This is a genomic window from Bradyrhizobium sp. IC4059 (genome assembly GCF_020193615.1).
GTDB lineage: Bacteria > Pseudomonadota > Alphaproteobacteria > Rhizobiales > Xanthobacteraceae > Bradyrhizobium > Bradyrhizobium yuanmingense.
On sequence record NZ_JADYVH010000001.1, the window covers coordinates 293,829 to 317,515 of the forward strand.

Sequence of the window (23,687 nt, forward strand, 5' to 3'; positions counted from 1 at the left end):
TATGCTGCTGTGCGGTTTCTCTGCGTGTGCTTTTCGCGCAGCGGACCGCGGGTGCCCGTCGGCACCCGGTCTTCCCTGCGCCCTCTTTCTTTTGGGGCGACGGAATGAAGCAAAGCTCGGGCGAGATGAGCCGCGAGGCTGCGAAGGTGTGTCTGCAAATTGAATTGCCAGCGGAGAACGACGCCGTTGCTCCTTGCTCCGTCATTGCGAGCGCAGCGAAGCAATCCAGACTACTGCGGTGGAGGGATACTGGATTGCTTCGCTGCGCTCGCAATGACGGGATCGGGAGGCTGCTCGCGACACACTCGATATCGTAGGGTGGGCAAAGCGAAGCGTGCCCACGATCTGCATCCATCACGGAGGAATGGTGGGCACGGCGCTATGCGCCTTTGCCCACCCTACGGCACCGTGCGACGCGTTACGGCGTGCCTACACTTCCCTTCGGCTCAAGAACGCCAGCCGCTCGAACAGATGCACGTCCTGCTCGTTCTTGAGCAGCGCGCCGTGCAGCGGTGGAATCAGCTTGCGCGGGTCGCGTTCGCGCAGCTGCTCGGCGCTCATGTCCTCGTTGAGCAGCAGCTTGAGCCAGTCGAGCAGCTCCGAGGTCGACGGCTTCTTCTTCAGGCCCGGGACCTCGCGCACCTCAAAGAAGATGCGCAGCGCTTCCTCGACCAGGCGCTTCTTGATGCCGGGGAAGTGGACGTCGACGATGCGGCCCATCGTGTCGGCATCGGGGAACTTGATGTAGTGGAAGAAGCAGCGGCGCAGGAACGCGTCGGGCAGCTCCTTCTCGTTGTTGGAGGTGATCATCATGATCGGGCGCTGCTTCGCCTTGATCGTCTCGCCGGTCTCGTAGACATGGAATTCCATGCGGTCGAGCTCGAGCAGCAGATCGTTGGGGAATTCGATGTCGGCCTTGTCGATCTCGTCGATCAGGAGCACCGGGCGCTGCTCGCTGGTGAAGGCGTCCCACAGCTTGCCGCGCTTGATGTAGTTCCGGATGTCGGACACGCGCGCATCGCCGAGCTGGCTGTCGCGCAGGCGCGACACCGCGTCATATTCGTAGAGGCCCTGCTGCGCCTTGGTGGTGGACTTGATGTGCCAGGTCAGCAGCGGCGCGTTCAGCGCCTTCGCCACTTCCTCCGCCAGCACCGTCTTGCCGGTGCCGGGCTCGCCCTTCACCAGGAGCGGGCGCTCGAGCACGATCGAAGCATTGACGGCGACCTTGAGATCGTCGGTCGCAACATAGTCCTTGGTGCCGGTAAATTTCATCGCGCGTCCTTGTTGGTCGTCGTCGCAACGCATTGCCAGTATCAATGGCCTCGGTCACGACAAGCGAACGGCCGCTCGCGGCGGCCGTTCCTGGTTCGGTCAGGCTTTCAGACCCGTTTTATCAGCGAAAGGATGACGAGCACAATCACCGCGCCGATCGTGGCGTTGACGATGGCGCCGATTGTGCCTGTTGCCAGCTGGATGTGCAGCTGTGGCAGAACCCAGCTCGCCACCAGCGCGCCGATGATGCCGACGACGATGTTGCCGATCAGCCCAAATCCCGCCCCGTGGACAATCTTGCCCGCAAGCCAGCCGGCGATGGCACCGATGATCAGTGCTGCGAGAATTCCCATTGCAAACGTCCCCCAAACAACCCCTTGACGTCGCCAATTCTAGAGCAAAAAGCCTGCCGGTCCAGCGTCCCGCAGCGGCCTCCGCCCCTTGACGTTCGCCACCCGACGGGCAATCTGTCACCCATGTTCCTGCAATTCTTCACCTCTCTGCGCGATGCGCAGGTCCCCGTGACGCTGCGCGAATACCTCACGCTGATGGAGGCGCTCGACGCCGACCTTGCGGACTACACGGTCGAGAACTTCTATTACCTGTCGCGCGCCTCGCTGGTGAAGGACGAGCGCAATCTCGACAAGTTCGACCGCGTCTTCGGCACGGTGTTCAAGGGGCTGGAAAGCCTGCTCGACGCCATGGAGAAGGCGGAGATCCCCGAGGAGTGGCTGAAGAAGCTCGCCGAGAAATACCTGACCGAAGAAGAAAAGAAGCAGATCGAGGCCATGGGCTGGGACAAGCTCATGGAGACGCTGAAGAAGCGCCTCGAGGAGCAGAAGGGTCGCCACCAGGGCGGCTCCAAATGGATTGGCACCGCCGGCACCTCGCCGTTCGGCGCGCACGGCTACAACCCCGAAGGCGTGCGCATCGGCCAGGAGAAGAACCGCAACAACCGCGCCGTGAAGGTGTGGGACAAGCGCGAGTTTCGGGATCTCGACGGCAATGTCGAGCTCGGCATCCGCAACATCAAGGTGGCGCTGCGCCGCCTGCGCAAATTCGCGCGCACCGGCGCGCCCGACGAGCTCGATCTCGACACCACCATTCGCGAGACCGCCAATCACGGTTATCTCGACGTGCACATGCGACCCGAGCGGCGCAATGCAGTGAAGCTCTTGGTGTTCTTCGACATTGGCGGCTCGATGGATGCGCATATCGAGCAGGTCGAGGAGCTGTTCTCGGCGGCGAAGAGCGAGTTCAAGCACATGGAGTATTTCTACTTCCACAATTGCCTCTATGAAGGCGTGTGGAAGCAGAACAAGCGCCGCTTCACCGACCGCACGCCGACCTGGGACGTGCTGCACAAATACCCGCACGACTACAAGGTCGTGTTCGTCGGCGATGCCTCGATGTCGCCTTACGAGATCATGGTGCCCGGCGGCTCGGTGGAGCATGTCAACGAGGAGCCCGGCTCGGTCTGGCTCGACCGCATCATCCGCACCTATCCGCATACGGTGTGGCTGAACCCGGTGCAGCAGAAGCACTGGGACTATTCGGAATCCACCACCATCATCAAGCGCATCTTCGCCAATCGTATGTATCCGATCACGATCGAGGGGCTGGAAGCTGCGATGAAGGAATTGACGCATTGATGCCTCCCGTCGTTATTCCGGGGCGCCCGAAGGGCGAACCCAGAATCCATCGGGCCGCAGTGCATGTAGAGGAATAGATTCCGGGCTCGCGCTACGCGCGCCCCGGAATGACAACAAGAGGGAGAAGCACGTGCCCCAGACCATCACCCGCGGCATCAAGGCGCTGATCGACGAGGCCAATGCCGAGATCGAGACGCTCACCGCCAAGGACGCGATCGAGATCTCCAAGAACGGCGACGTTGTCATCGTCGACATCCGCGATCCCCGCGAGATCGAGCGCGACGGCCGCATCCCCGGCGCCTTCGCCTGCACCCGCGGCATGCTCGAATTTTGGATCGACCCGCAGAGCCCGTACGCAAAACCGATCTTCCAGGAAGACAAGAAGTTCGTGTTCCACTGTGCGGGGGGCTTACGCTCTGCGCTCGCGGCCAAGACCGCGCAGGACATGGGCCTCAAGCCCGTCGCCCATATCGCCGGCGGCTACGCCGCCTGGCGCGATGCCGGCGGGCCCACGGAGAAGTGGGAGCCGAAGAAGAAGGGGTGAGGGCCTTGCCCTCTCCACCCGTCATTCCGGGGCACGCGAAGCGTGAGCCCGGAATCCATTGATCCACAGAGTCTGAGGCACGATGGATTCCGGGCTCGTGCTTCGCACGCCCCGGAATGACCAACGGAGAATGCTTCAATGACCACCGCCACCGACCCCCTCGTCTCCACCGAATGGCTCGCAGCTCACATCGGCGATGCCAACGTCAAGATCCTCGACGCCAGCTTCAAGCTGCCGGGCGTGCTGCCGCTGCCGAAGGACGACTATCTCGCCGCGCATCTGCCGGGCGCCGTGTTCTTCGACGTCGATGCGGTGTCGGATCATTCCAACCCGCTGCCGCACATGTTTCCGAGCGCAGAGCAGTTCGGCCGCGACGTCGGCAATCTCGGCATCTCCAACGCGGACACCGTCGTGCTCTATGATGCCGGCGGCTGGGTCGCAGCGCCGCGTGCGTGGTGGATGTTCCTGTCCTATGGCCACAGCAACGTACGCATTCTCAATGGCGGCCTGAAGAAGTGGCGCACTGAGGGACGCGCGACCGAGAGCGGCGAGGTCAAGCCGAAGCCGGAGACCTTCACGGCGAGCTATGACGCAAACCGCGTGCGCAGCATGCAGCAACTGATCGCCAATGTCACAAGCCGCAACGAGCAGGTGATCGACGCGCGCGCCGCCGATCGCTTCGAAGGCCGCGCGCCCGAGCCGCGCCCGGGCATCCGCTCCGGTCACATCCCCGGCGCCCGCAACGTGCCCTACAATCTGCTGTTCGACGCCGCGACCGGCGAGATGAAGCCGCTCGACGAGCTCCGCGCCGCCTTCACCAATGCCGGCGTCAAGCTGGATGCGCCGATCGTGACGAGCTGCGGCTCCGGCGTCTCGGCCGGCGTGCTGACGCTCGCGCTCTACCGCCTCGGCATCACCGACACCGCGCTTTATGACGGCTCGTGGTCGGAATGGGGCCAGGCCGGCGGCCCGGCCATCGCGACCGGCCCGGCTTGAGGTTGCAGCCACGATGACGGTGCGCTCCCTCGCCCCGTTCTTGCGGGGAGAGGGTTGGGGTGAGGGGCCTCTCTCCGCAGGATGAGATTATCGAGGGACCTGTACCCCCTCACCCGGAATCCGCGCGACGCGCGTATTCCGACCTCTCCCCGCAAGCGGGGAGAGGTGAAGAAGTAAGATCACCGCGTGCGTGCGGTCGTCGTTGTCGCGAAGGCCGGCTGCTGCTGACCGAACGGATCGAGCTGCTGCTGCAACTGCTGAGGCGGCGGGCGCCGCACCACGCGGGCTCGCTTCTTGGCTTTCGCCTTGCGCTTGGTCGCCTTGCTGTCCGACTTGGTGCTCTCGGCCTTGCTGCTCTCGGCCTTGACCTTCGCCGGCGCGTCCGTCGCCGCTGTGGCGGCGTTCAGCGCAGCGAGCCTTGCGGAGGCGACATCGAGCGCCGCGGCGGCGAGGGCCGGGTCAGCTGGTTCCGGCTCGCTGGCGATTGCGGCAGGCTGGGCCTCGGGAATCCCGGCCGTGGTGTCGGCGGAGGTCAGCGTATCGATCGAAGCCGGCGCTGCGGCCGTCACCATCGGTTCGGGCTTGGCTGGTTCGGGCTTGGCTGCTTCGATGGCCGGCACTTCAGCCAGGGGCGCGGCGGCCTCGGGCTGGACGTCCGTCTCGGTCGTCAGTGCAGCAATCTGTTCGGGCTCGCTCAGGGGCAAAGCGATGGTCGGCACCTGGTCGCGCAGCGATGGCGTGGTCTCGGCAGGTGGCTCCGGCTCGGTCCGCAGCACCGCGAGCACCGGCTGGGCCGGCTCGGGCGCCTGCGCAAACATTTGCTCCTGCGGCCCGTTCCGCCAGCCGGGGTTGTTGACATATTGCTGATGGGTCGCCCGGAGCAGCGCGGCGGCCCCTAGGCCGAACACCAGGATGGAGGTTGACAGCAGGATCGCGGCAAACAGGAAGCGAAAGCCGGGAAGCATTGAGCGATTGCGAATTTCCGCCCCGGCGGCGGAAGTAGCCGGGGCTCAAGAGCCATCTGAACGCGGTGACGGTACTGCTTGCCGCGTTCGCCACGCGGGATCGGAGCTCAAAAAGGTGGCGAATCAGGCTGATTCGACCATATCGCAACGTCTCCGCATCGTTCCGTTAAAATCGCGGCCGACCATCGCGCCAATCGAAGGCGCGATACGATTTCAGCCCCGTGATGCAACGGGGCAACGGTAGTCTTGCGGATCACAAATCGGCAAGTCCGGCGCAAATAAGCCTGATATGTCTTGAATGTGCCGCTATCTTCCGTCATCTGGCCGTTAACGGTCCGGTCGGGCTTGGGGACTATACAAGAGCGATGATGATCAAACACTTTCTGACGATATGCGCTGCCGCAACAGTCGCTGCGGCGGGAACCTCGCTCGCTCAGGCTCAGAGCTATCCGATCCAGCAGGTGCCAAGCTATGGCGCGCCGGCCGAATATCGGCCCGGTGACCGCATGCCGAATTTCGACGCGCTCGACGAAGACGACGAGGCGATGCCGCATGCCTCGCCGCCCCCGCCCGGTCCGGCCGACGATCCGCGCTACGGTCGTCCGATGGGCGCGCCTCCGGTCTATTCGGCCGCCCCGCCCCAAGGTCCGGTGATGTCGCCGGATGATCCGCGCTATGGGCGCCCGGCTGGCGCCCCGCCGGTCTATTCGGCCGCGCCGCAAGGCCCCGTGATGTCGCCCGACGATCCCCGCTACGGCCGCCCCGCCGGTCCGCCGGCGGTGATCTACGCCGACCGTCCGCCTCAGCAATCGCCCGCCAACGATGGCCTGCGTCCGCCCGAGGCTGTGGGCGGTCCCGCCGCGACTGGGACGGTCCAGGCCGGACAGCCGCCCGTGGGCACGGATGGCCGCCCGGTGACCCTGGCCGCGCTGCCGCCCGAGGAGCAGCCCGATGCCGCGCCGGTGCAGCTGCCGCCGAACCTGCGCCGTCAGGAGGTCGCGTTCCAGACCAAGGAGCCGGCCGGCACGCTCGTGGTCGATACGCCCAACACCTACCTCTATTACGTGCTCGGAGGCGGCCGTGCGATCCGCTACGGCGTCCGAGTCGGCCGCGACGGCTTCACCTGGACGGGCGTGCAGAAGATCACCCGCAAGGCCGAGTGGCCGGATTGGCATCCGCCGACCGAGATGATCGAGCGTCAGCCCTATCTGCCGCGCTTCATGGCCGGCGGCCCGGGTAATCCGCTCGGCGCCCGCGCGATGTATCTAGGTTCGACCGTCTACCGCATCCACGGCACCAACCAGCCCTCGACGATCGGCAAGTTCGTCTCCTCCGGCTGCATCGGCATGCTGAACGAGGACGTCTCCGACCTGTTCGAGCGCGTCAAGGTCGGCACCCGCGTTGTCGTGATGCCGGGTGGTCCGCCGCCGGGAACGGCGACGGCCTCCGCCGCGCCGACGCAGAGCGCTGCCGGGCCGGCTCCGATGTCCGCCCAGGCGGGCCCGGTCCCGGGGACGCAGCCCACCGTTGTGCCGCCGCTGCCCGCGCCGGTCACCGTGCGCTGAGGGCCTCAACTCGATGAGATTGCGAAGGGCGTGCCGTCGGCACGCCCTTTTCGTTTCAGGCCAGCTTCCGCGGCAGCTCGCCGCCTTTGGTGAAGGCGTCGATCGCCTCGACCATCTGGCCGTAATGGATGCGCAGACCATCCGTGGTGGCGTAGCCCAGATGCGGCGTCAGCACGAGATTGTCGAGCTTGCGGAAGGGATGGTCGACCGGCAGCGGCTCGACCGAGAACACGTCCAGGCCGGCGCCTGCGATCTTGCGCTGCTGCAAAGCGTCCAGCAGCGCCTGCTCATCCACGATCGGCCCGCGCGCGGTATTGACCAGGAAGGCCGTCGGTTTCATCCGCGCAAGATCCGCGCGGCTGACGAGGCCACGCGAGCGCTCGCTCAGCACCACGTGGATGGTGACGATGTCGGCCTTGGCGAACAGCTCCTCCTTGGAGGCGTAGCCGACGCCAACAGAAGCGCACTTTTCCGGCGTCAGGTTCGGGCTCCAGGCGATCACGTTCATGCCGAACGCTTTCGCAATGCCCGCCATCTTGCTGCCGAGCTTGCCGAGCCCGACGATGCCGAGCGTCAGCCCTTCGATCTCGACTCCGGCAAATGTCTGCCAGGACTCGCCCGCATGCATGCGCGCGTTCTCTCGGCCGATGCCGCGGGTCAACTCCAGGATCAGACCCATGGCGAGCGGCGCCGTCGGATCACGGGAATATTGCGTGCCGCCGATGGCGATGCCGCGCGCTTTCGCGGCCTCGATGTCGATCGCAGCGTTGCGCATGCCCGAGGTCAGCAGCAGCTTAAGCTTCGGCAGGCGATCGAACAGGCTCTTGGGAAACGCCGTGCGCTCGCGCATCGCGCAGATGATTTCGAAGTCGGTGAGCGCACTGGCTGCGGCCTGCTCGGAGGCGAAGGGATGGCTGAACACGGTGACGTCGACGCGATCCGACAATTTCGGCCAGTCGGCGACGTCGAGGGCGAGATTGAAATAGTCGTCGAGGATTGCGCAGCGCAGCCGGCTCATCAGCGTTCATCCATGGCGAGAGGTGAAGGCGCCAGGCGGGCGCCGTCATCGGAACCTGGCCATGGTTTGCGCGCAATCGCGCCGGCGCGCAAGCAGCCTGCGTCTTCAAAAGTCCGATACGCTCAGACGTCGCGGGGCTTCAGGCGGAACGGTGCATCCATGCCGTGCTTGGCGCGCCAGGCGGGGCCGGGGCCGCGCATGTAATGCAGTTCGGGCCGGTAGGGATTGAAGGCGGTGACGAAGAAGCGCTTCCAGAAGGCCTTGATCTCCGAGGCGAACCCGGAGTCGCGCCCGGCTCCTGCCGGAACAGGAAGAGAATGGGTCTCGATCAGAGCCATGATGCGGCCTCGCTGTGCTCCCCGTTCGTTCTGAGCGGGTGGCGCTGTTTCCGCGCGAAACCGAGCTTTGGCCTGATTTATTAAAAGATGGTTTCAATTGTCCGGATCGGTGGCCGGATGGTTTCCTGACCGTATTCATCCGTGGTGAACGGACGGAAAACGTTGCCCTTTGGGGGCGGGATCGCTACATCGCTGGCGAAGCAAATTTCCTCAAATCGAAGGTTTCACGGGACCGATGGCGCGCCAGTTCATCTATTTCATGCAGGGCCTGACCAAGAGCTACCCGACCCGGAAGGTGCTCGATAACATCCATCTGAGCTTCTACCCGGACGCCAAGATCGGCGTGCTCGGCGTCAACGGCTCGGGTAAGTCGACCCTGCTCAAGATCATGGCCGGTCTCGACAAGGAATACACCGGCGAGGCCTGGGTCGCCGAGGGCGCCCGCGTCGGCTATCTCGAGCAGGAGCCGCAGCTCGATTCCAAGCTGACCGTGCGCGAAAACGTCATGCAGGGCGTCGCCAAGCAGAAGGCGATCCTGGACCGTTACAACGAGCTCGCGGTCAATTATTCCGACGAGACCGCCGACGAGATGACCAAGCTGCAGGACGAGATCGAGGCCCAGGGCCTGTGGGATCTCGACAGCAAGGTCGACCAGGCCATGGACGCGCTGCGCTGTCCGCCCGACGATGCCGACGTGACGAAACTCTCGGGCGGTGAGCGCCGCCGCGTCGCGCTGTGCCGCCTGCTGCTCGACCAGCCCGAACTCTTGCTGCTGGACGAGCCGACCAACCATCTCGACGCGGAATCCGTGTCGTGGCTGGAAGGGCACCTGCGCAACTATCCCGGTGCGATCCTGATCGTCACCCACGACCGCTACTTCCTCGACAACGTCACGGGCTGGATCCTCGAGCTCGATCGCGGCCGCGGCATCCCGTACGAGGGCAATTACTCGTCCTGGCTGGTGCAGAAGCAGAAGCGTCTGGAGCAGGAGGGCCGCGAGGATGCGGCGCACCAGAAGACGCTCGCGCGCGAGCAGGAATGGGTCGCCTCGTCGCCGAAGGCCCGCCAGGCCAAGTCGAAGGCGCGCTATCAGCGCTATGAGGAGCTGCTGAAGAAGGCGAGCGAGAAGCAGACCCAGACCGCGCAAATCATCATTCCAGTGGCCGAGCGGCTCGGCGCCAACGTGGTCGATTTCGAGGGGCTCAGCAAAGGCTTTGGCGATCGTCTCCTGATCGACAACCTCACCTTCAAGCTGCCGCCCGGCGGCATCGTCGGCGTGATCGGTCCCAACGGCGCCGGCAAGACCACGTTGTTCAGGATGATCACCGCTCAGGAGAAGCCGGACTCCGGCACGATCACGGTCGGCGAGACCGTGCATCTCGGCTACGTCGACCAGTCGCGCGACGCGCTCGACGGCAAGAAGACCGTGTGGGAGGAGATCTCTGGCGGCAACGAACTGATCCTGCTCGGCAAGAAGGAAGTCAACTCGCGCGGCTATTGCTCGTCGTTCAACTTCAAGGGCGCGGACCAGCAGAAGAAGGTCGGCGCGCTCTCGGGCGGTGAACGCAACCGCGTGCATCTGGCGAAAATGCTGAAGTCCGGCGCCAACGTCCTGCTGCTCGACGAGCCGACCAACGACCTCGACGTCGATACGCTGCGCGCGCTCGAAGAGGCGCTGGAGGATTTTGCCGGCTGCGCGGTCATCATCAGCCACGATCGCTGGTTCCTCGACCGCATCGCGACGCACATCCTCGCCTTCGAGGGCGAGAGCCACGTCGAATGGTTCGAAGGCAATTTCCAGGACTACGAGAAAGACAAGATGCGCCGGCTCGGCCAGGACAGCATCATCCCGCACCGCGTGAAGTACAAGAAGCTGACGCGGTGATGGCGGCATGATGCGACGGGCGCTCATCGCTGCGGGGATCGTCATCGCCTGCAGCTGGTCGCCCGTCCGTGCTGCCGACGCCGCTTTCACCCAGTTCATCGCCTCATTGTGGCCGGAGGCCCAACAGGCCGGCGTTTCGCGCGCAACGTTCGATGCGCAAACGCGCGGGCTGGAGCCCGACTACAAGCTGCCCGATCTGCTCTTGCCCGGGCGGCCGGCAACGGGTGCGCCGTCGCAGGCCGAGTTCGTGCAGGTGCCGGCCGACTACGTCAAGGAAGCCTCGATCGCGCGGTTTGCAGGCGAGGGGCAGCGGCTGCTCCAAAAGCATCGTACCTCGCTGAACGAGATCGAGAAGAAGTCCGGGGTGCCGGCGACCGTCATGCTCGCCATCTGGGGCCGCGAGACAGACTATGGCCGGCACACGTTGCCCTACGATCTGGTGCGCGTACTGGCGACGCAGGCCTATGTCGGACGCCGAAAGGATCAGTATCGCAACGAGTTCATTGCCGCGCTCAAGATCCTCGATGAAGGCGTCGTCACGCGCAAGGACATGCGCTCGTCCTGGGCCGGCGCGACCGGCCTCACCCAGTTCCTGCCGTCCGAATATTACAAGCATGGCGTCGATTTCGACGGCGATGGCCGCATCGACATCTGGCACTCGGTGCCGGATGCGCTGGCCTCGGCTGCGCAGCAGCTCGTCAACAAGGGCTGGCAGAGCGGCGTGCGCTGGGCTTACGAGGTGCAGGCGCCGGCGAAGGTCGATTGCACGACGGGCGTGCCGGAGGTGACGAAGCCGATCGGCCAATGGCTGCGCGAGGGTTTTGTCCCGGTACGCGGCCAAAAGCTCAGCGCCGCCGAGCAGGCGCAGCCGGCCTCGCTGCTCCAGCCCGAAGGCATCTACGGCCCGTCATTCCTGACCACGAAGAATTACTTCGTCATCAAGGAATACAATTTCTCCGATCTCTACGTGCTGTTCGTCGGCCATCTCAGCGACCGCATGACGAGCCCGCTGCCGTTCGCAACGCCCTGGTCCGCCTCGAAGCAATTGCGCACCAAGGACGTCGAGACCATGCAGCGCGGATTGATGCGGACCGGACTCTACAAGGACAAGATCGACGGCAAGGCCGGCATGCAGACGCGTGCGGCGCTTGGCGCCTATCAGAAGTCGGCGGGCCTCAAGGTCGATTGCTGGCCGAGCGAAGAGGTGCTGCGTTCGATCCAGGCGGCGCGATAGAGCATGATCCGGAAAAGTGTGAAGCGGTTTTCCGAAAAGATCATGCTCAAACAATAACCTAAAGCGCGATGACGCTTCATCCTAACCGCATCGCGCTTTAGCGTGCGCAAACAAAAAGCCCGGCCAATGCTCTCGGCCGGGCTTTCCGATCGCGGCGCGCATGCGCCAGGCAATCAGATCAGTAGCAAACGCGAACCGGACGGCTGACCCAGCCGTAGCCGTCCCAATAGCGCTCGCGGCGCCAGTAGCAGGGCGCGGGCGGCGGGGGCTCGGCGATGTAAACGGGGCCGCCATAGGCGGGACGGCTGGAGGCGATGGCGCCGCCGACGATGGCGCCACCGATCAGGCCGGCTGCGATACCGGCGCCGACGCCGTCATGGGCCTTCGCGGACGGAGCGGCGGTCACCAGCGAACCGGCGACCGTCGCGACCGTGAGGGCGGCAACTAAAGTCTTGTTCATGCTCTTGGCTCTCCTGGGAGATGGGTTCCTCCTGCTAGAGGCGCCCGGGTTTCAAAGGTTCACGCACACTCTGATGGAATTGGCCTTGCAGCTAGGAAGCGCGCAAATGGTCAATCCACGGTAAACGCACACGGAGCTGTGACGAGAAAAAGCGGTCTTTTTCAGGCCCTGAGATGAACGGCGCATCCGTAGTGAACCGGCTTGGCGCGCCTCAGCCGCAGACTCGGACGCGACGGACGCGCCAGGCATAGCCATCCCAGAAGCGCTGCTTCTGCCAGACGCAGCCGCCGTAATAGTCGTCGGCAACATAGCCTGGACCCGGGGCGTAGTAGCGCGGCGGGTAGTAGCCCGGCCCATAGTAGCCATAGCTAGGCCCGTAATAATACGGAGAAGCCAGCGCGCCGCCGACAATGGCGCCGCCGATGATCCCGGCGGCCACGCCTGCCGCGACACCGCGCTGGGCATGGGCCGGCGTTCCGGCCGTCAGGGCCAGAATGGCGACGGCGACGACCGCCAGGAGCGACTTCTTCATTGCTTGACCTTTCAGACGAACACGCGGGAACCTTTGGGCCGCAAGGTTCCATATTCCGCTTGAATGATCAATGAACGGCACCTTTGCCGGAGACGACCAATTGGTATGGGTCCCACCGGGAGACGATGATGGGCAACGCGATGGTTAATGCTTTGATTGCGGCCGGGATCGTTTTCGCGGTCGGCTACGGCTGGATCGCACATCTCCAGAACCGCGCACGGCGCTCCCGCGCTACCGCCGGCAGCCACGGAGGGAGTAGCGGGGACAGCACCTATTCCGGGACGAATGACGGCTTCTCGCGGGGAAGCTGGTTTTCCGGCGGCAGTTCGGGGAGCTCTGGCGACGGCGCAAGCTGTTCCAGCAGCGATAGCAGCAGTAGCGGCGGCGACTGCGGAGGCGGTGGCGATGGCGGAGGAGGAGGCGGCGGTGGCGGCGACTAGTGGGCTACAATCTTGATCCAGCGCAAGAGCTTGATTTAGAGCCGTTCTAGGCTTTGATCAGGCCAGTTTGGAATAGCTTCAAATACCTGTTTTTCCTTTTGCATCCGGCCGGCCTGTTAAATATCGATGATGGCGCATCACCGAAGGGCCTGCCGCTTCCATGATCGTTTGTTCCTGTAACGTGCTGAGCGATGATGATATCCGCGCCGCCGTCGCCGAGTCCGACGACGCCGTGCGGCATGCCAAACAGGTCTATGGCTGTCTCGGCTGCAGCGCCGAATGCGGGCGCTGCGCCCGGACGATCAAGAGTATCATCGACGAAGCGCTCGGCCCCTGTGCGCAGTCCTGCTGCGCCGGCTGCCCGCATAGCCACACCGTGGCCGCCAACGACGAGACCGCCGAACCCGCCGAGTTCGCCCTCGCGGCCTGCTGAAAACTTCCGCAATTCCGGCTGAGCTTTTCCCCGGCTGGGTTCCCGTAGCCGGTTGCTCTCGCTCGCAAAGTGATTTAGAAGCGTTCTAAACTCGGTTTGGGACCGATTTGGACTGCAAGAGCTGGAGTGAACCATGCAGGGCGACGCAAAAGTCATCGACTATCTCAACAAGGCACTGCGTCATGAGCTGACTGCGATCAATCAGTACTGGCTGCATTACCGCTTCCTCGACAATTGGGGCCTGCTGGACATGGCCAAGGTCTGGCGCAAGGAATCCATCGAGGAGATGGAGCACGCCGACAAGCTCACCGAGCGGATCCTGTTCTTCGACGGCTTTCCGAACATGCAGGTGCTCGATCCCCTGCGCATCGGCCAGAACGTCAAGGAGATCATCGAGTGCGATCTCGCCGCCGAGATGAGCGCGCGGGCGCTCTATCAGGAAGCGGCGACCTACTGTCACAGCGCCAAGGACTATGTCACACGCGACCTGTTCGAGAAGCTGATGAGCGACGAGGAGCACCACATCGACTTCCTCGAGACCCAGCTCGATCTGATCGGCCGCATCGGCCTCGAGCTCTACACCCAGAAGCATGTCGGCGGGCTCGAGGGCGAGGGGCACTAAGCTCGGGCCCGGCTCCCTCCACCGTCATGGCCGGGCTTGACCCCGGCCATTCACGTGTTGCCGCACGTCGTTTCGTTTTGCGGAACCGCTCTCGGCTACAGCTGCGTCTTGTAGAGCTCTTCCACGGCCTCCTGGCTCGCCGGTTCGCCGAGGCCGGTCTGCTCGTGAATGACCGTGACGATGCTCGGCATCACCGAGCGCTGCACCTTCTCCGACCCCCACAGATTCGAGCGCATCAGCGCCTTGCCGCAATGGAAATAGACCTCGCTGACCGCGACGTTCAGCACCGCGCGCGGCGGCTTGCCGAATTCCACCATCGAGGCGAGCAGATCCGGGTCGGCCGACAGCGTGCCGCGGCCGCCGACGCGCAGCGTCTCCTCGATGCCCGGCACGAAGAACAGCAAATGCACGAAGCCTGAGCCTTCGACCACGTTGCGAAAACTGTCGATGCGGTTGTTGCCGGAGCGGTCGGGCATCAGCAGCTGGTTGGGGCCGGCGACGCGGACGAAGCCGATGCCGCCGCCGCGCGGCGAAGCGTCGACGCTGCCGTCCGCTCCCGATGTCGCGAGCACGCAGAATGGCGACATCTCGATGAATTTCTTCGCATGCGCATCGATCGCGGGCCGTGCCTTCGCGATCACGCGCGGGCTCGGCATAGCATAGATGGTGGCGAGGTCTTCGGCGCTAAGATCGGTCAACGGCGTGCCTCCGCTTCAGCTACGCTTCAAGCTACCCGATCGGGCCGTCGCCAGCCAATGGAAATCACCAAGGCGCGTTACACCGCATCCGCCGGCACGAAGCAGCTGATGATGATGGAGCCGCGGTGGTGGACGTACCACACCACGGCCTGGCCGATCGGATTGCCCTGGTCGCGGATGATGGCGCGTCCGGGCACCTCGATCCATTGTCCCTCGATCGGCACCCAATAAGCGCCATTGCGCACGTCATACTCGGTGCGATGGCCATCGGAGATGTCGCAGCAGGGAACCCCGTTCGGCGCGATCACGCTCTTGAACCAGGCGCGGATGTCGGGCGGAACGTGGTCGTATTGGCCATTGTCGCGCGCGAACGCAACGTTTGCCAGCGCTGTCGTCGCAACCAACCAAACGCACAGTGCGAGCCTGTGCATGCGATCCTCCTCGTCGCGTATCGTGCCATGGGCGCGCGATTGTCCTGCGCGTCTTTCCCTATCGTTGGCACGGATTAAGCCTGAGCCGTCACTGCAATGCATGCTCAAATAATATGCGATGCCGGCGCCCCCGCTTATGATGCGCTGCGAGATCAGCTTGTGGCGCATCCACCAAGTTGGTCGCAGAAGCGAGAAGGCGGATGTAGGATTTCGGCTCGGACCTTCGTCTTAAGGAAAACGCCGGGAGAAAGTGCATGTGCCGCAACATCAAGACGCTGTTCAACTTCGAGCCGCCGGCGACGGAGGATGAGATCCACGCCAGCGCGCTGCAATTCGTGCGAAAGCTGTCGGGTTTCAACAAGCCATCGCAGGCCAACGAGGCGGCGTTCGATCGTGCGGTGGCCGAGGTCTCCGAGGCGGCGCGAAAACTCCTGACCTCGCTGCATACGAACGCGCCGGCGCGCGACCGCGAGGTTGAGGCGGAGAAGGCGAAAGAGCGTTCGCGGCTGCGCTTCGGTACGTGAGGTCAGGCAGCGTGCTCCGTGATCTGGCTCACGGTATCTGCTGCCTCGGCTTGCGATGGTGGCGGCCGGGGTTTTGATCGCCCGGAGCACGACATGAGCCACCCCCTTCTTCCTTTGAAAGCAGGTGCCATCGTCTTCACGCTGCTGTGGACCGCGTGGATGATGTGGTGGAGCGGCTCGTTCTCGAGCGCGAACGTGATCATCCTCGCCCTGTGCGGCGCGGCGGTCGGCTATTTCTGGTATCGCGCCATGCGCTGGCAATTCGAGCGCATGGGCATGCTGCCGCGGCGCGAGGATCGGCCCGACTAGACCCGTCGGCTATCCTTGCCCTGCTTCTTCTTTTTCTTTTTCTTCCTGTGATCGTCGACGTCATCGCCCTCGTCATCGACGATTGCCTCGTCGGTCTCCTGGACGGCGGCTTCGAGCGCTTCGCGCTCGGCGGCTTCGCGCTCGCGTTGGCGGCGGCGTTCGTCCCAGGCATCGAAGAGCTGGTCGAGCCAGGGCAGCACCTGCTCGATCGACGGCAATTGGCCGGGCGGACCCGGCTCGCCGCGCGGGCCTTGCGGCCCCGCCGGTCCCTGCGGCCCGGCAGGTCCCGGTGCGCCGGCTGGCCCTCGCGGACCGGCTTCGCCCTGTTTGCCTTGCGGACCGGGCTTGCCGGGCGGCCCGGCCTTTCCGACCGGGCCCGGCTTGCCCTGCGGCCCGGGCTTGCCGCGTGCGCCGTCGGGGCCGCGCCGGCCCGGATGCCCCTGTGGCCCCGGCCGTCCCGGCTCGCCTTGCCGCCCGCGAGGCCCCTGAGGCCCCGGCCGTCGTCCCTGGTCGTCTGCCACGGCACCGCTCCCTTCACCTGGAGCAAGCTACTTAGCGGCGTTTGACGACAGCAGCAATTCTGCCCGTGCATCGTGCCAGGCTTGATCAACATCAATCGGCGGCGCGAGCGGCCGCCTCATCGATCGCGCGGCTGCGCAGCGCGTCGTCGCTGGCCGATTGATGTCGTGCGCTAATCCTGACAGGCGGGCACGTCGATGCCGGAGGCGGCATAGAGCCTGATCTTGTTGCGCAGCGTGCGTACGGAAAGGCCGAGCACGCGCGAGGCGCGCGTGCGGTTGCCGTCACAGCGCGCCAGCGTCTGGATCACGAGCTCACGCTCGACCTCGTCGACGGTGGCACCGATCAGAAGCGGAACGATCTGGTTCGGGGCAAGGAATTGTGCGTCCGGCCCGGACGCGGCGACATGAACAGTGGTCATCAAAACACCTCCCGATCAACGCCCGCTTCCATCGTCGGAAGCGGATCGAGAACCAACGACCCCCAAGCCGTGAATCTACGGTGGTCCGGTTTGGTTAATGAAAGGTTAATTGGAGGGGCTGCACCGAATTGATCTTGAGAATGCCCAGATGCCGCCGCGATTGGTGCGAGCCTCGCGTCCCTCACACCGTGCGATAGCCGCCGTCCACCATCACGATGGTTCCGGTGACATAGGCCGACAGATCGGAGGCGAGGAACACCGCGGGGCCGACGATGTCCTCGGGCTTGCCGGTGCGCGCCAGCGGGGTGTGATCGATGAAAGCCTGCACCAGCGCCGGATTGGTCGCGCGCACATTGGCGTTGAGGTTGGTCTCGATGAAGCCGGGGCCGATCGCGTTGACGCGCACGCCTTCCTTGCCGAGCTCGACCGCGAGCGCCTTGGTGAAGCCGAGCACGCCGTGCTTCGAGGTGGTGTAGGCCGCCGAGCTCGGCGTGCGCAGATGCACGAAGGACTGGATCGAGCCGATGTTAACGATGCGGCCCTTGCTCGCGCGCAACGGCGCGAGGAACGCCTGCGTCACGTTGAAGACGCCGGTGAGGTTGAGCGAGATGATGTCGTTCCAGTCCTTCGCCACCGTCTCGGTCTCCGCGGTGAAGGCGTTACGACGGGTGATCCCGGCATTGTTAACGAGAATCGAGACCTGCCCGACTTTGTCCGCGATCTGCCTGGCGAGCGCGAAGCAATCCTCGCGCCTGACAACGTCGAGGGCAAAGCTCTCGGCCTTGCCGCCCGCTTGCCGGATCTCCTGCGCCGCCTCCGCCACCGTCTCGGCGTTGACGTCGAGCAGCACGACCTGCGCGCCCTCCCGCGCATAGCCGGTGGCGATCGCCCGGCCGATTCCGGAACCGGCGCCGGTGACGACAGCGATGTGGTTTGCGAGCAGCGCCATGGCAGTTTCCTCCCGTTTTCGTTTCGAAGTTTCACGAAACGCTAACGCGAAATTAAGGGGTCGGAAACGGCGGCCTTGGCATACTGATCCTGATTGCTAAACGTTGCGCGCATGATGGAACGGCTCGAAACCTGGAAACTCGCTCTGGAGCGGCTGCGGTCGGCGCAAGCGCCTGACTGGGCCGAGGCCGGCCGGCTGGTGGCCGAGATCGCGCGGATGAGCAGCGACGTCACGCTGCGCCAGGCTGCCGAGCAGGCGCTGCCGGTGCTGCGCCAGGCAGTCGACAATGACGATCATAGCGTGACGCTGGCGGCCCAGCGCCGTATCAGTGTGGTGCTCGAGGTCGCGCACGATCTGACCGCGCCGCGCTTCGGCCGCCGCAACGCCGCGCCGAAGAAGCTTTCCAGCGAGGACCGCGCCCGCAAGGTGCTCGGCCTGCCGCTCGCGGTGCAGCTCACTTGCGAGGACATCAACCAGGCCTATCGCCGCGCCGCCAAGGGCCTGCATCCCGACCAGGGCGGCAGCGCCGAAGCCTTCATCGACCTCGCCGCCGCGCGCGACATCCTGATCCATCCCGGCGCGCACAAGGACGCGTGAGCGTCTCGGGCCTTCGAAAAGCAAACCGGGCAAGGACGCCCGCGTCCTTGCCCGGTTCTTCGTCCGCCGATCGATTACCTTACCACTTGCAGCTGCCGCTCTTGAGCGCGGCGTCCTTGACCATGAGTGCATCGACGAAGGTCGGCACGCTGGCGCTGGCGCGGTGATAGCCGGCCGGCCACGGCGTGGTCGGGATGCTCTCGTCCCAGATCTGGCAGAAGCCGGTGTCCTGCCAGCGGATCAGATGATAGCTGGCTTCGGCCGGGCTCGCGGCGACGAACGCGGTGACGGCAAGACCGGCGGCAGCGCACAGCATGGAAATACGACGCATGATCAGCTCCTCAAATGAATGATGTGATGCGCCTCCCGACAATGACGGGGAGGGGTGGTGCGGGACGCGCTTGGCATGCGCCCCGGACAAGATGTGAGTAGTTCCACCCGCCGCCGAGGTTCAAAAAATGTGCGTGGGACAGGTCTGATTGCGGCCGGGGAAGCGCTTCAGGCCACGCAAAGCAAAAGGGCGGATCGCCCGCGCGACCCGCCCTCCAAACGCTACTCTCGCGCCCGGCTCAGAGCGTGCACTTCCGCTCGGTGCGCATCTTGATCTGCAGGTCCGAGGCCTGCTGGAAGGTCGGGAGCGGCTTGCTGACGACCTTGTAGGTCGAGACCCCGAACTGGAACGGCTTGTACTGCAGGTCCTCGTTCCAGACCTGGCAGATGCCGGTGTTGTCCCAGCGGATCACGTAATAGCCGACCTTCGCGGAGGCGGGCACGGCGAACACGGAACTAGCGATGCCGGCAACGGCACTGAGCGCGAGAAGGCGACGCATGAAGTATCTCCTGGTGGGACATGGGCGGTGGGACATGGGACCGAAAAAATTCGTGCGGTAAAAGCAGGTCCTTTGCAAGCCGGGGAGCCGCCATTCACGGACATGTCAGCCGTGCCATGAGCATTTGGTTTGGACGCGTGCCCGATAGGTCACACGCAGCTTAATCCGCTCCTACTTGGCCAGCGAAGCGACCGCCTCGATCTCGATCAGCATCTTCGGATCGGGCAGCGCCTGCACCACGCAGGTGGTGCGCGCCGGGTAGGGCGGCGGGCCGAAGGCGCCGGCATAGAGCGCGTTCATCGCGGCGACGTCCGAGGCGCGGGTCAGGAGCACGTTGACCTTGACGAGATCGTGCATGCCGGCGCCGGCCTCGCCCAGCACGCGCTTGATGTTGACGACGACATTGGCGAACTGCGCCTCGAAGCCGTCGGGCAGCGCACCATTGGCATCGAAGCCGGGAATGCCGGAGACGAACAGGAGGTCGCCAACCCGCGTCGCAAAGGACAGCGGCGGCGCCTTGACGTGCGGCGGGGGCGCGAAATGCTGGATCGGCATGGGATCACCTCAGGACGGGGGCGGGGGCATGAGCGTAGCGGCTGGCGCGGGGATGCTCAAAACAAAAGTGCGAAAACAACCCCATGCACAGTAGGGATGGCGCGGAGATCGTTGGGGTTTTCGAAAATTCGGGATTACGGAAGTACGCGTTTGCTCCGTCGGGCAAAACAGGGGTAGTATGGCATGCTGGCGATGGTGGTCTTCGCCTCTCCCCGCGTGCGGCCTGCGCGTGGTGAGAGAACAGGCCATTCACCCCGTCATTGCGAGGAGCCCTTGCGACGAAGCAATCCAGACTGCCGCCGCGGAGCGATTCTGGATTGCTTCGCTGCGCTCGCAATGACGGAGCATGAGGACCTTCCGCGAGTCTCGCCGCCGCCTTGTTTGCGGAAACGCCCGCTCATCATGTTGCCGCCTCGATCGATCAGGTACATTCGCTCGGTCTGATTCGAATCCTCCTTTAAAAAACAGCCCCCGGAGACCCCCATGAAGCTCGCATCCACCCTCCGCGCCGCGTGCGTCGCCATCGTCGCCCTGGCTGGCCTCTCGACGACCGCGCAGGCCGACAGCGGCTTCGTGACGCTGACGATCTACAAGGCGGGCTGGATCATCGGCGGCTCCGGCGGCTCGGGCGTGCTGAACTTCCGCGGTCGCACTTACGGGCTTTCCACCGGTGGCCTCGACTACGGCCTCGTGTTCGGGGGATCCAAGACCGTGCTGCGCGGCCGCGTCTCCAACATCAACCGTCCCTCCGATGTTGCCGGCGTCTACGGCGCCGCCGGTGCCGGCATCGCCGTCGGCTCCGGCGCCCGCGCCATCGTGCTGACCAACCAGAAGGGCGCAGTGCTGGAGCTGTCGGGCACGCAGGTCGGCCTGATGGCGAATGCGGATCTCAGCGGGCTTGCGATCACGATGCGGTAGAAGACGGTGCCGTAGGGTGGGTTAGCCCTGCGGATCCGCGCAGCGAATCCGCGGGGCGTAACCCACCTCTTTGGCGTCTCCGGAGACGAACAGTGGTGGGTTACGCTTCGGACAGCGCTTCGCGCCGCCCGAAGCTAACCCACCCTACGATTTCCCGACCCTCGCATGCAGCCGCTCGCAATACGCGACGAGGTTTGCGTGCGCATCGACGAAGGCCTTGAGCGGCGTCGGGATCGGAAAGTAATAGATGTTGGCGATGAAGCCGTAGATGCCGGCATCAACGCTCGTCGGCGCCGCGCCGTGCACGAAGCCTTGCGCCGGCACGATATCTGCCAGCACCTGCAAATCGGCGAGCCCCCGCGCGTAGGCCTGCTCGGGCGTGTAGCGACCGATGCCCTGGAAATGATAGCGCTGCGCGTTGTAGGCCTTGGCCTTCTCGAATCCATCAGCGTCGATCTGCGGATGCTGCGCGATGAAGGCGTCGCGGAACGCCGGATAGAAGCGCTCGTCCTTCCAGCGCGAATATGACATCACCCAGTAGAGATCGTCCAGCATGCGCGTGACGAGATGGTCGGTGCGGCGCTGTTCCGATGACAAGCCGGCGTCGATCGTGAGGCGGTATTTCTTAGTCGCGTGCGCGATGATGGTCTCGCTGTCGCCGATGATCTCGCTGTCGTTGACGATGTAAGGCAGCTGCCCACGCGGCGCGGCGGAGGCATCGAAGACGTGCTCATGCACGAACGGCACGCTTGCGAGCTTGAGGAAGGCGTAGACCTTGAGGCCGTAGCCGTTGTTGTCGGCGACACCGAAGAGTTCTGGGTAGGAGTAGAGGGTCAGCATGGGCGGGCTCCTCCGGGGTGGCGGAGGCCAGCATGCTAGGGAGTGGAAACGGATGCAATCCTCGTGGTCCGAATGAGCGCAGCGACATGCGGGAATGGGCTCCCCGGATATCGCTTGCGTCAGAGTGCCATTTGCGAATTGCCTTTTGCGCAATAGGATGACCGCAATCCTCTGGTCCGGGAGATCACCGGCCATCAACAAGGACAAGATCGACGACGTGAGACTTCGCCCATGACCCGCGACGAATTGGCCGCTGCCTATGCGGCACCCGGCCGCCACTATCACAATCTCGCGCATATCGAGGATTGCCTGGCGGCGCTCGCGCGGATCGATGGCCTCTCGGTCGCCGAGCGCGAGACGTTGTCGGAAGCGATCTGGTGGCACGACGCCGTCTACGATCCGACGCGAACGGACAACGAGGAGCGCAGCGCGGAGCTTGCCGAGCAGCACGTTCGCGCCGAGCTTCGCCAGGAGGTCGGCCGCCTGATCCGCTTGACCAGAACGCACGACGTTCCCGCCGGCGATCGTCTCGGCGCGATCCTGATCTCGATCGACCTCAGTATTCTCGGCGCCGATCCCGCCCGCTACGACGCCTATGCCGCCGCGATCCGCCGGGAGTTCAGCCATGTCGCCGACGAGGAGTATCGCACCGGCCGCGCCCGCGTGCTGCGCCGTTTCGCGGCACGCGAGGTCATCTTTCCCGATCCGGCCTTCGCCGCGACCTTTGATCGCCAAGCCCGCGCGAACCTCGCCCGCGAACTGGCCCAGCTGAGCTGAAGCGGGCTCCCCACCTACGCACGCAAAGCGGCCGTGAAAACCGCCAGTTGCGCCTCGAACGCCCGCCGGAACGCCGGCCGCGCCTCGCCGCGGGCCACATAGGCGGCGATATCAGGGTATTCGTCGAGCAGGCCCGATGTGTTCAACCGCCGTAGCACCGTCACCATCATGAGATCGCCGGCGCTGAAAGCGCCGTCGAGCCAGTCGGCCTTACTGATGTGGCGGGACAATTTGCTGAGCCTGGTGCGCACGCGCTCCTGCAAGCTCGGCAAGCGCTCGGCGTACCAGCTCCTGTCGCGCTCGAACAGCATGGCCATGCCGAGCTCGACGATCGGCGGCTCCACCGTGCTCAGCGCAGCAAACATCCATGCGATCGCGCGGGCGCGCGCATTGGCATCCTTCGGCAGCAAGCCATCATGGCGTTCGGCGATATGGAGCACGATCGCGCCGGACTCGAACAGGGTGAGATCGCCGTCCTCATAGGTCGGGATCTGCCCGAACGGATGCAGCGCAAGATGCGCCGGCTGCTTCATCGCGGCGAAGGAGAGGAGGCGAACGTCGTAGGGCTGGCCGACCTTCTCCAGCGCCCAGCGCACCCGCATGTCGCGCGCGTGGCCCTTGCCGCGGTCGGGGGAGGCTTCGAAGGCGGTGATGGTGGGCATGGGGGGCTCCGGGGTGATCGTGTTCAGAGGACGAACGACTGGGGCGGCGGCCGACAGGTATCGCGTTTTCCGCGCTACAATTGCGCCGGGCAAAAAAAATCGGCCGGCCTCGTCGGAACGCCCCTCCCGCCCGCGTCCTTGAAGTACCCGCGCGCCGCCCGGGCCGAAAGGAGCCCCATTCATGACATCCATCACGCCGTTTCTCTGGTTCGATAACAACGTCCCGGCGGCCGTCGCCTTCTACAAATCGGTGTTTCCCAATGCCAAGATCGAAACCGTCAGCGACTTCATGGCGGTGTTCGAGCTCGAAGGCCAGCGCTTCCACGCGCTCAATGGCGGGTCGAAATACCGCTTCAACGAAGCGGTGTCGTTCTTCATCAACGTTGAGACGCAAGGCGAGGTCGACTATTTCTGGAAAGCACTGACCGCCGACGGGGGCGAGGAATCGCAGTGCGGCTGGCTCAAGGACAAGTTCGGTCTGTCCTGGCAGGTGATCCCGACGGCGCTCGGCCGCTATCTCGGCGACCCCGACCGCACCAAGGCGAACCGCGTGATGCAGGCGATGATGGGGATGCGGAAGATCGTGATCGCGGAGCTGGACAGGGCGTATGCGGGGTGAGGCGACGGTGCGGTAGGGTGGGTTAGTCGAAGCCGTAACCCACCATCCTTCCTCGGTTGCTGGACGAAGTTGGTGGATTACG

Annotated in this window: 32 protein-coding genes; 15 read left to right on the top strand and 17 right to left on the bottom strand. The window is 64.7% G+C overall.

Going from position 1 to position 23,687, the window contains the following annotated elements; translation table 11 throughout:
• Positions 1 to 429: 429 nt before the first annotated feature.
• Together I6F12_RS01315 and I6F12_RS01320 are read right to left on the bottom strand one after the other, a co-directional pair.
• Positions 430 to 1,272 carry a MoxR family ATPase gene (locus I6F12_RS01315; RefSeq protein ID WP_036042145.1) on the bottom strand — a complete coding sequence of 281 codons (843 nt, stop codon included), beginning with the start codon at positions 1,270 to 1,272 and terminating at the stop codon, positions 430 to 432.
• 107 nt (positions 1,273 to 1,379) lie between these two features.
• Entirely contained in the window at positions 1,380 to 1,625 is a 246-nt protein-coding gene (locus I6F12_RS01320) for a GlsB/YeaQ/YmgE family stress response membrane protein (RefSeq protein WP_225155328.1), read from the bottom strand.
• Positions 1,626 to 1,748: 123 nt separating this feature from the next.
• Here I6F12_RS01320 and I6F12_RS01325 point away from each other — a divergent pair, with 123 nt between their 5' ends.
• From I6F12_RS01325 to sseA, 3 genes are all read left to right on the top strand, one after another.
• Positions 1,749 to 2,924, top strand: a complete 1,176-nt coding sequence (locus I6F12_RS01325; protein WP_036028524.1) for a VWA domain-containing protein — start codon at positions 1,749 to 1,751, stop codon at positions 2,922 to 2,924.
• Positions 2,925 to 3,054: 130 nt separating this feature from the next.
• The gene (locus I6F12_RS01330; protein WP_028179894.1) at positions 3,055 to 3,468 is read left to right on the top strand and encodes a rhodanese-like domain-containing protein; all 414 of its coding nucleotides are present in this window, start codon (positions 3,055 to 3,057) and stop codon (positions 3,466 to 3,468) included.
• Positions 3,469 to 3,606: 138 nt separating this feature from the next.
• The gene (gene sseA, locus I6F12_RS01335) at positions 3,607 to 4,464 is read left to right on the top strand and encodes a 3-mercaptopyruvate sulfurtransferase (protein ID WP_225155329.1); all 858 of its coding nucleotides are present in this window, start codon (positions 3,607 to 3,609) and stop codon (positions 4,462 to 4,464) included.
• A 179-nt stretch (positions 4,465 to 4,643) separates the two neighbouring features.
• On the opposite strand, the gene I6F12_RS01340 is transcribed toward sseA, so the two are convergent.
• The gene (locus tag I6F12_RS01340; protein WP_225155330.1) at positions 4,644 to 5,429 is read right to left on the bottom strand and encodes a hypothetical protein; all 786 of its coding nucleotides are present in this window, start codon (positions 5,427 to 5,429) and stop codon (positions 4,644 to 4,646) included.
• Between the two features lie 368 nt (positions 5,430 to 5,797).
• Here I6F12_RS01340 and I6F12_RS01345 point away from each other — a divergent pair, with 368 nt between their 5' ends.
• On the top strand, positions 5,798 to 6,994 hold the full coding sequence (locus tag I6F12_RS01345; protein ID WP_225155731.1) for a L,D-transpeptidase: 1,197 nt from the start codon (positions 5,798 to 5,800) through the stop codon (positions 6,992 to 6,994).
• 55 nt (positions 6,995 to 7,049) lie between these two features.
• On the opposite strand, the gene I6F12_RS01350 is transcribed toward I6F12_RS01345, so the two are convergent.
• Together I6F12_RS01350 and I6F12_RS01355 are read right to left on the bottom strand one after the other, a co-directional pair.
• A complete protein-coding gene (locus I6F12_RS01350) occupies positions 7,050 to 8,012 on the bottom strand; it encodes a D-2-hydroxyacid dehydrogenase family protein (protein ID WP_225155331.1) in 963 nt (320 codons plus the stop codon).
• Between the two features lie 122 nt (positions 8,013 to 8,134).
• On the bottom strand, positions 8,135 to 8,350 hold the full coding sequence (locus I6F12_RS01355; RefSeq protein WP_036013194.1) for a hypothetical protein: 216 nt from the start codon (positions 8,348 to 8,350) through the stop codon (positions 8,135 to 8,137).
• 235 nt (positions 8,351 to 8,585) lie between these two features.
• On the opposite strand from I6F12_RS01355, the gene ettA reads away from it, so the two are divergent.
• Both ettA and I6F12_RS01365 read left to right on the top strand, forming a co-directional pair.
• Positions 8,586 to 10,235 carry an energy-dependent translational throttle protein EttA gene (gene ettA, locus I6F12_RS01360; RefSeq protein WP_036028509.1) on the top strand — a complete coding sequence of 550 codons (1,650 nt, stop codon included), beginning with the start codon at positions 8,586 to 8,588 and terminating at the stop codon, positions 10,233 to 10,235.
• A 7-nt stretch (positions 10,236 to 10,242) separates the two neighbouring features.
• Positions 10,243 to 11,469, top strand: a complete 1,227-nt coding sequence (locus tag I6F12_RS01365) for a lytic murein transglycosylase (RefSeq protein WP_225155332.1) — start codon at positions 10,243 to 10,245, stop codon at positions 11,467 to 11,469.
• Between the two features lie 178 nt (positions 11,470 to 11,647).
• Here the strand turns inward: I6F12_RS01365 and I6F12_RS01370 are convergent, their stop codons facing one another.
• Together I6F12_RS01370 and I6F12_RS01375 are read right to left on the bottom strand one after the other, a co-directional pair.
• Positions 11,648 to 11,929, bottom strand: a complete 282-nt coding sequence (locus I6F12_RS01370; protein WP_036013199.1) for a hypothetical protein — start codon at positions 11,927 to 11,929, stop codon at positions 11,648 to 11,650.
• Between the two features lie 211 nt (positions 11,930 to 12,140).
• Positions 12,141 to 12,461, bottom strand: a complete 321-nt coding sequence (locus tag I6F12_RS01375) for a hypothetical protein (RefSeq protein ID WP_225155333.1) — start codon at positions 12,459 to 12,461, stop codon at positions 12,141 to 12,143.
• Between the two features lie 125 nt (positions 12,462 to 12,586).
• Between I6F12_RS01375 and I6F12_RS01380 the strand changes: the two genes are divergently transcribed.
• From I6F12_RS01380 to bfr, 3 genes are all read left to right on the top strand, one after another.
• Positions 12,587 to 12,901 (top strand): hypothetical protein, encoded by a 315-nt coding sequence (locus tag I6F12_RS01380; protein ID WP_225155334.1) that lies wholly within the window; start codon positions 12,587 to 12,589, stop codon positions 12,899 to 12,901.
• Positions 12,902 to 13,061: 160 nt separating this feature from the next.
• Complete coding sequence (locus I6F12_RS01385; protein ID WP_036013202.1) at positions 13,062 to 13,334, top strand: (2Fe-2S)-binding protein; 273 nt, start codon at positions 13,062 to 13,064, stop codon at positions 13,332 to 13,334.
• Positions 13,335 to 13,467: 133 nt separating this feature from the next.
• The gene (gene bfr / locus I6F12_RS01390; protein WP_036013205.1) at positions 13,468 to 13,956 is read left to right on the top strand and encodes a bacterioferritin; all 489 of its coding nucleotides are present in this window, start codon (positions 13,468 to 13,470) and stop codon (positions 13,954 to 13,956) included.
• Between the two features lie 95 nt (positions 13,957 to 14,051).
• Here bfr and I6F12_RS01395 read toward each other — a convergent pair whose 3' ends face one another.
• Together I6F12_RS01395 and I6F12_RS01400 are read right to left on the bottom strand one after the other, a co-directional pair.
• Positions 14,052 to 14,654 carry an MSMEG_1061 family FMN-dependent PPOX-type flavoprotein gene (locus I6F12_RS01395; protein ID WP_225155335.1) on the bottom strand — a complete coding sequence of 201 codons (603 nt, stop codon included), beginning with the start codon at positions 14,652 to 14,654 and terminating at the stop codon, positions 14,052 to 14,054.
• A gap of 77 nt (positions 14,655 to 14,731) precedes the next feature.
• Positions 14,732 to 15,085, bottom strand: coding sequence for a hypothetical protein (locus I6F12_RS01400; protein WP_036013289.1), 354 nt, complete (start codon positions 15,083 to 15,085; stop codon positions 14,732 to 14,734).
• Between the two features lie 254 nt (positions 15,086 to 15,339).
• Between I6F12_RS01400 and I6F12_RS01405 the strand changes: the two genes are divergently transcribed.
• Both I6F12_RS01405 and I6F12_RS01410 read left to right on the top strand, forming a co-directional pair.
• A complete protein-coding gene (locus tag I6F12_RS01405) occupies positions 15,340 to 15,609 on the top strand; it encodes a DUF2277 domain-containing protein (protein ID WP_036013210.1) in 270 nt (89 codons plus the stop codon).
• Between the two features lie 93 nt (positions 15,610 to 15,702).
• Positions 15,703 to 15,918 carry a hypothetical protein gene (locus I6F12_RS01410; RefSeq protein WP_036013212.1) on the top strand — a complete coding sequence of 72 codons (216 nt, stop codon included), beginning with the start codon at positions 15,703 to 15,705 and terminating at the stop codon, positions 15,916 to 15,918.
• On the opposite strand, the gene I6F12_RS01415 is transcribed toward I6F12_RS01410, so the two are convergent.
• The 3 genes from I6F12_RS01415 to fabG form a co-directional block, all read right to left on the bottom strand.
• The gene (locus tag I6F12_RS01415) at positions 15,915 to 16,439 is read right to left on the bottom strand and encodes a collagen-like protein (RefSeq protein WP_036013214.1); all 525 of its coding nucleotides are present in this window, start codon (positions 16,437 to 16,439) and stop codon (positions 15,915 to 15,917) included. The genes I6F12_RS01410 and I6F12_RS01415 overlap by 4 nt on opposite strands.
• Before the next feature lie 170 nt (positions 16,440 to 16,609).
• The gene (locus tag I6F12_RS01420) at positions 16,610 to 16,858 is read right to left on the bottom strand and encodes a helix-turn-helix domain-containing protein (RefSeq protein WP_036013218.1); all 249 of its coding nucleotides are present in this window, start codon (positions 16,856 to 16,858) and stop codon (positions 16,610 to 16,612) included.
• A gap of 181 nt (positions 16,859 to 17,039) precedes the next feature.
• Entirely contained in the window at positions 17,040 to 17,807 is a 768-nt protein-coding gene (fabG, locus tag I6F12_RS01425; RefSeq protein ID WP_225155336.1) for a 3-oxoacyl-ACP reductase FabG, read from the bottom strand.
• Positions 17,808 to 17,918: 111 nt separating this feature from the next.
• Between fabG and I6F12_RS01430 the strand changes: the two genes are divergently transcribed.
• Entirely contained in the window at positions 17,919 to 18,404 is a 486-nt protein-coding gene (locus I6F12_RS01430; RefSeq protein ID WP_225155337.1) for a J domain-containing protein, read from the top strand.
• A 79-nt stretch (positions 18,405 to 18,483) separates the two neighbouring features.
• Here I6F12_RS01430 and I6F12_RS01435 read toward each other — a convergent pair whose 3' ends face one another.
• The 3 genes from I6F12_RS01435 to I6F12_RS01445 all read right to left on the bottom strand — a co-directional run bounded on the left by I6F12_RS01435 (position 18,484) and on the right by I6F12_RS01445 (position 19,789).
• The gene (locus tag I6F12_RS01435; RefSeq protein ID WP_036013225.1) at positions 18,484 to 18,735 is read right to left on the bottom strand and encodes a hypothetical protein; all 252 of its coding nucleotides are present in this window, start codon (positions 18,733 to 18,735) and stop codon (positions 18,484 to 18,486) included.
• 238 nt (positions 18,736 to 18,973) lie between these two features.
• A complete protein-coding gene (locus I6F12_RS01440; protein WP_225155338.1) occupies positions 18,974 to 19,234 on the bottom strand; it encodes a hypothetical protein in 261 nt (86 codons plus the stop codon).
• Positions 19,235 to 19,405: 171 nt separating this feature from the next.
• Positions 19,406 to 19,789: a RidA family protein gene (locus tag I6F12_RS01445; protein WP_157281647.1), complete on the bottom strand. Its 384-nt coding sequence runs from the start codon at positions 19,787 to 19,789 to the stop codon at positions 19,406 to 19,408.
• A gap of 483 nt (positions 19,790 to 20,272) precedes the next feature.
• Here I6F12_RS01445 and I6F12_RS01450 point away from each other — a divergent pair, with 483 nt between their 5' ends.
• Positions 20,273 to 20,707, top strand: coding sequence for a hypothetical protein (locus I6F12_RS01450; protein ID WP_036042094.1), 435 nt, complete (start codon positions 20,273 to 20,275; stop codon positions 20,705 to 20,707).
• A 144-nt stretch (positions 20,708 to 20,851) separates the two neighbouring features.
• Here the strand turns inward: I6F12_RS01450 and I6F12_RS01455 are convergent, their stop codons facing one another.
• The gene (locus tag I6F12_RS01455; protein WP_225155339.1) at positions 20,852 to 21,547 is read right to left on the bottom strand and encodes a glutathione S-transferase family protein; all 696 of its coding nucleotides are present in this window, start codon (positions 21,545 to 21,547) and stop codon (positions 20,852 to 20,854) included.
• A 231-nt stretch (positions 21,548 to 21,778) separates the two neighbouring features.
• On the opposite strand from I6F12_RS01455, the gene I6F12_RS01460 reads away from it, so the two are divergent.
• Positions 21,779 to 22,324 (top strand): phosphohydrolase, encoded by a 546-nt coding sequence (locus I6F12_RS01460; RefSeq protein ID WP_225155340.1) that lies wholly within the window; start codon positions 21,779 to 21,781, stop codon positions 22,322 to 22,324.
• A 14-nt stretch (positions 22,325 to 22,338) separates the two neighbouring features.
• Here the strand turns inward: I6F12_RS01460 and I6F12_RS01465 are convergent, their stop codons facing one another.
• Entirely contained in the window at positions 22,339 to 22,986 is a 648-nt protein-coding gene (locus I6F12_RS01465; RefSeq protein WP_225155341.1) for a glutathione S-transferase family protein, read from the bottom strand.
• A gap of 181 nt (positions 22,987 to 23,167) precedes the next feature.
• On the opposite strand from I6F12_RS01465, the gene I6F12_RS01470 reads away from it, so the two are divergent.
• Positions 23,168 to 23,605: a VOC family protein gene (locus tag I6F12_RS01470; protein WP_225155342.1), complete on the top strand. Its 438-nt coding sequence runs from the start codon at positions 23,168 to 23,170 to the stop codon at positions 23,603 to 23,605.
• Positions 23,606 to 23,687 lie beyond the last annotated feature (82 nt).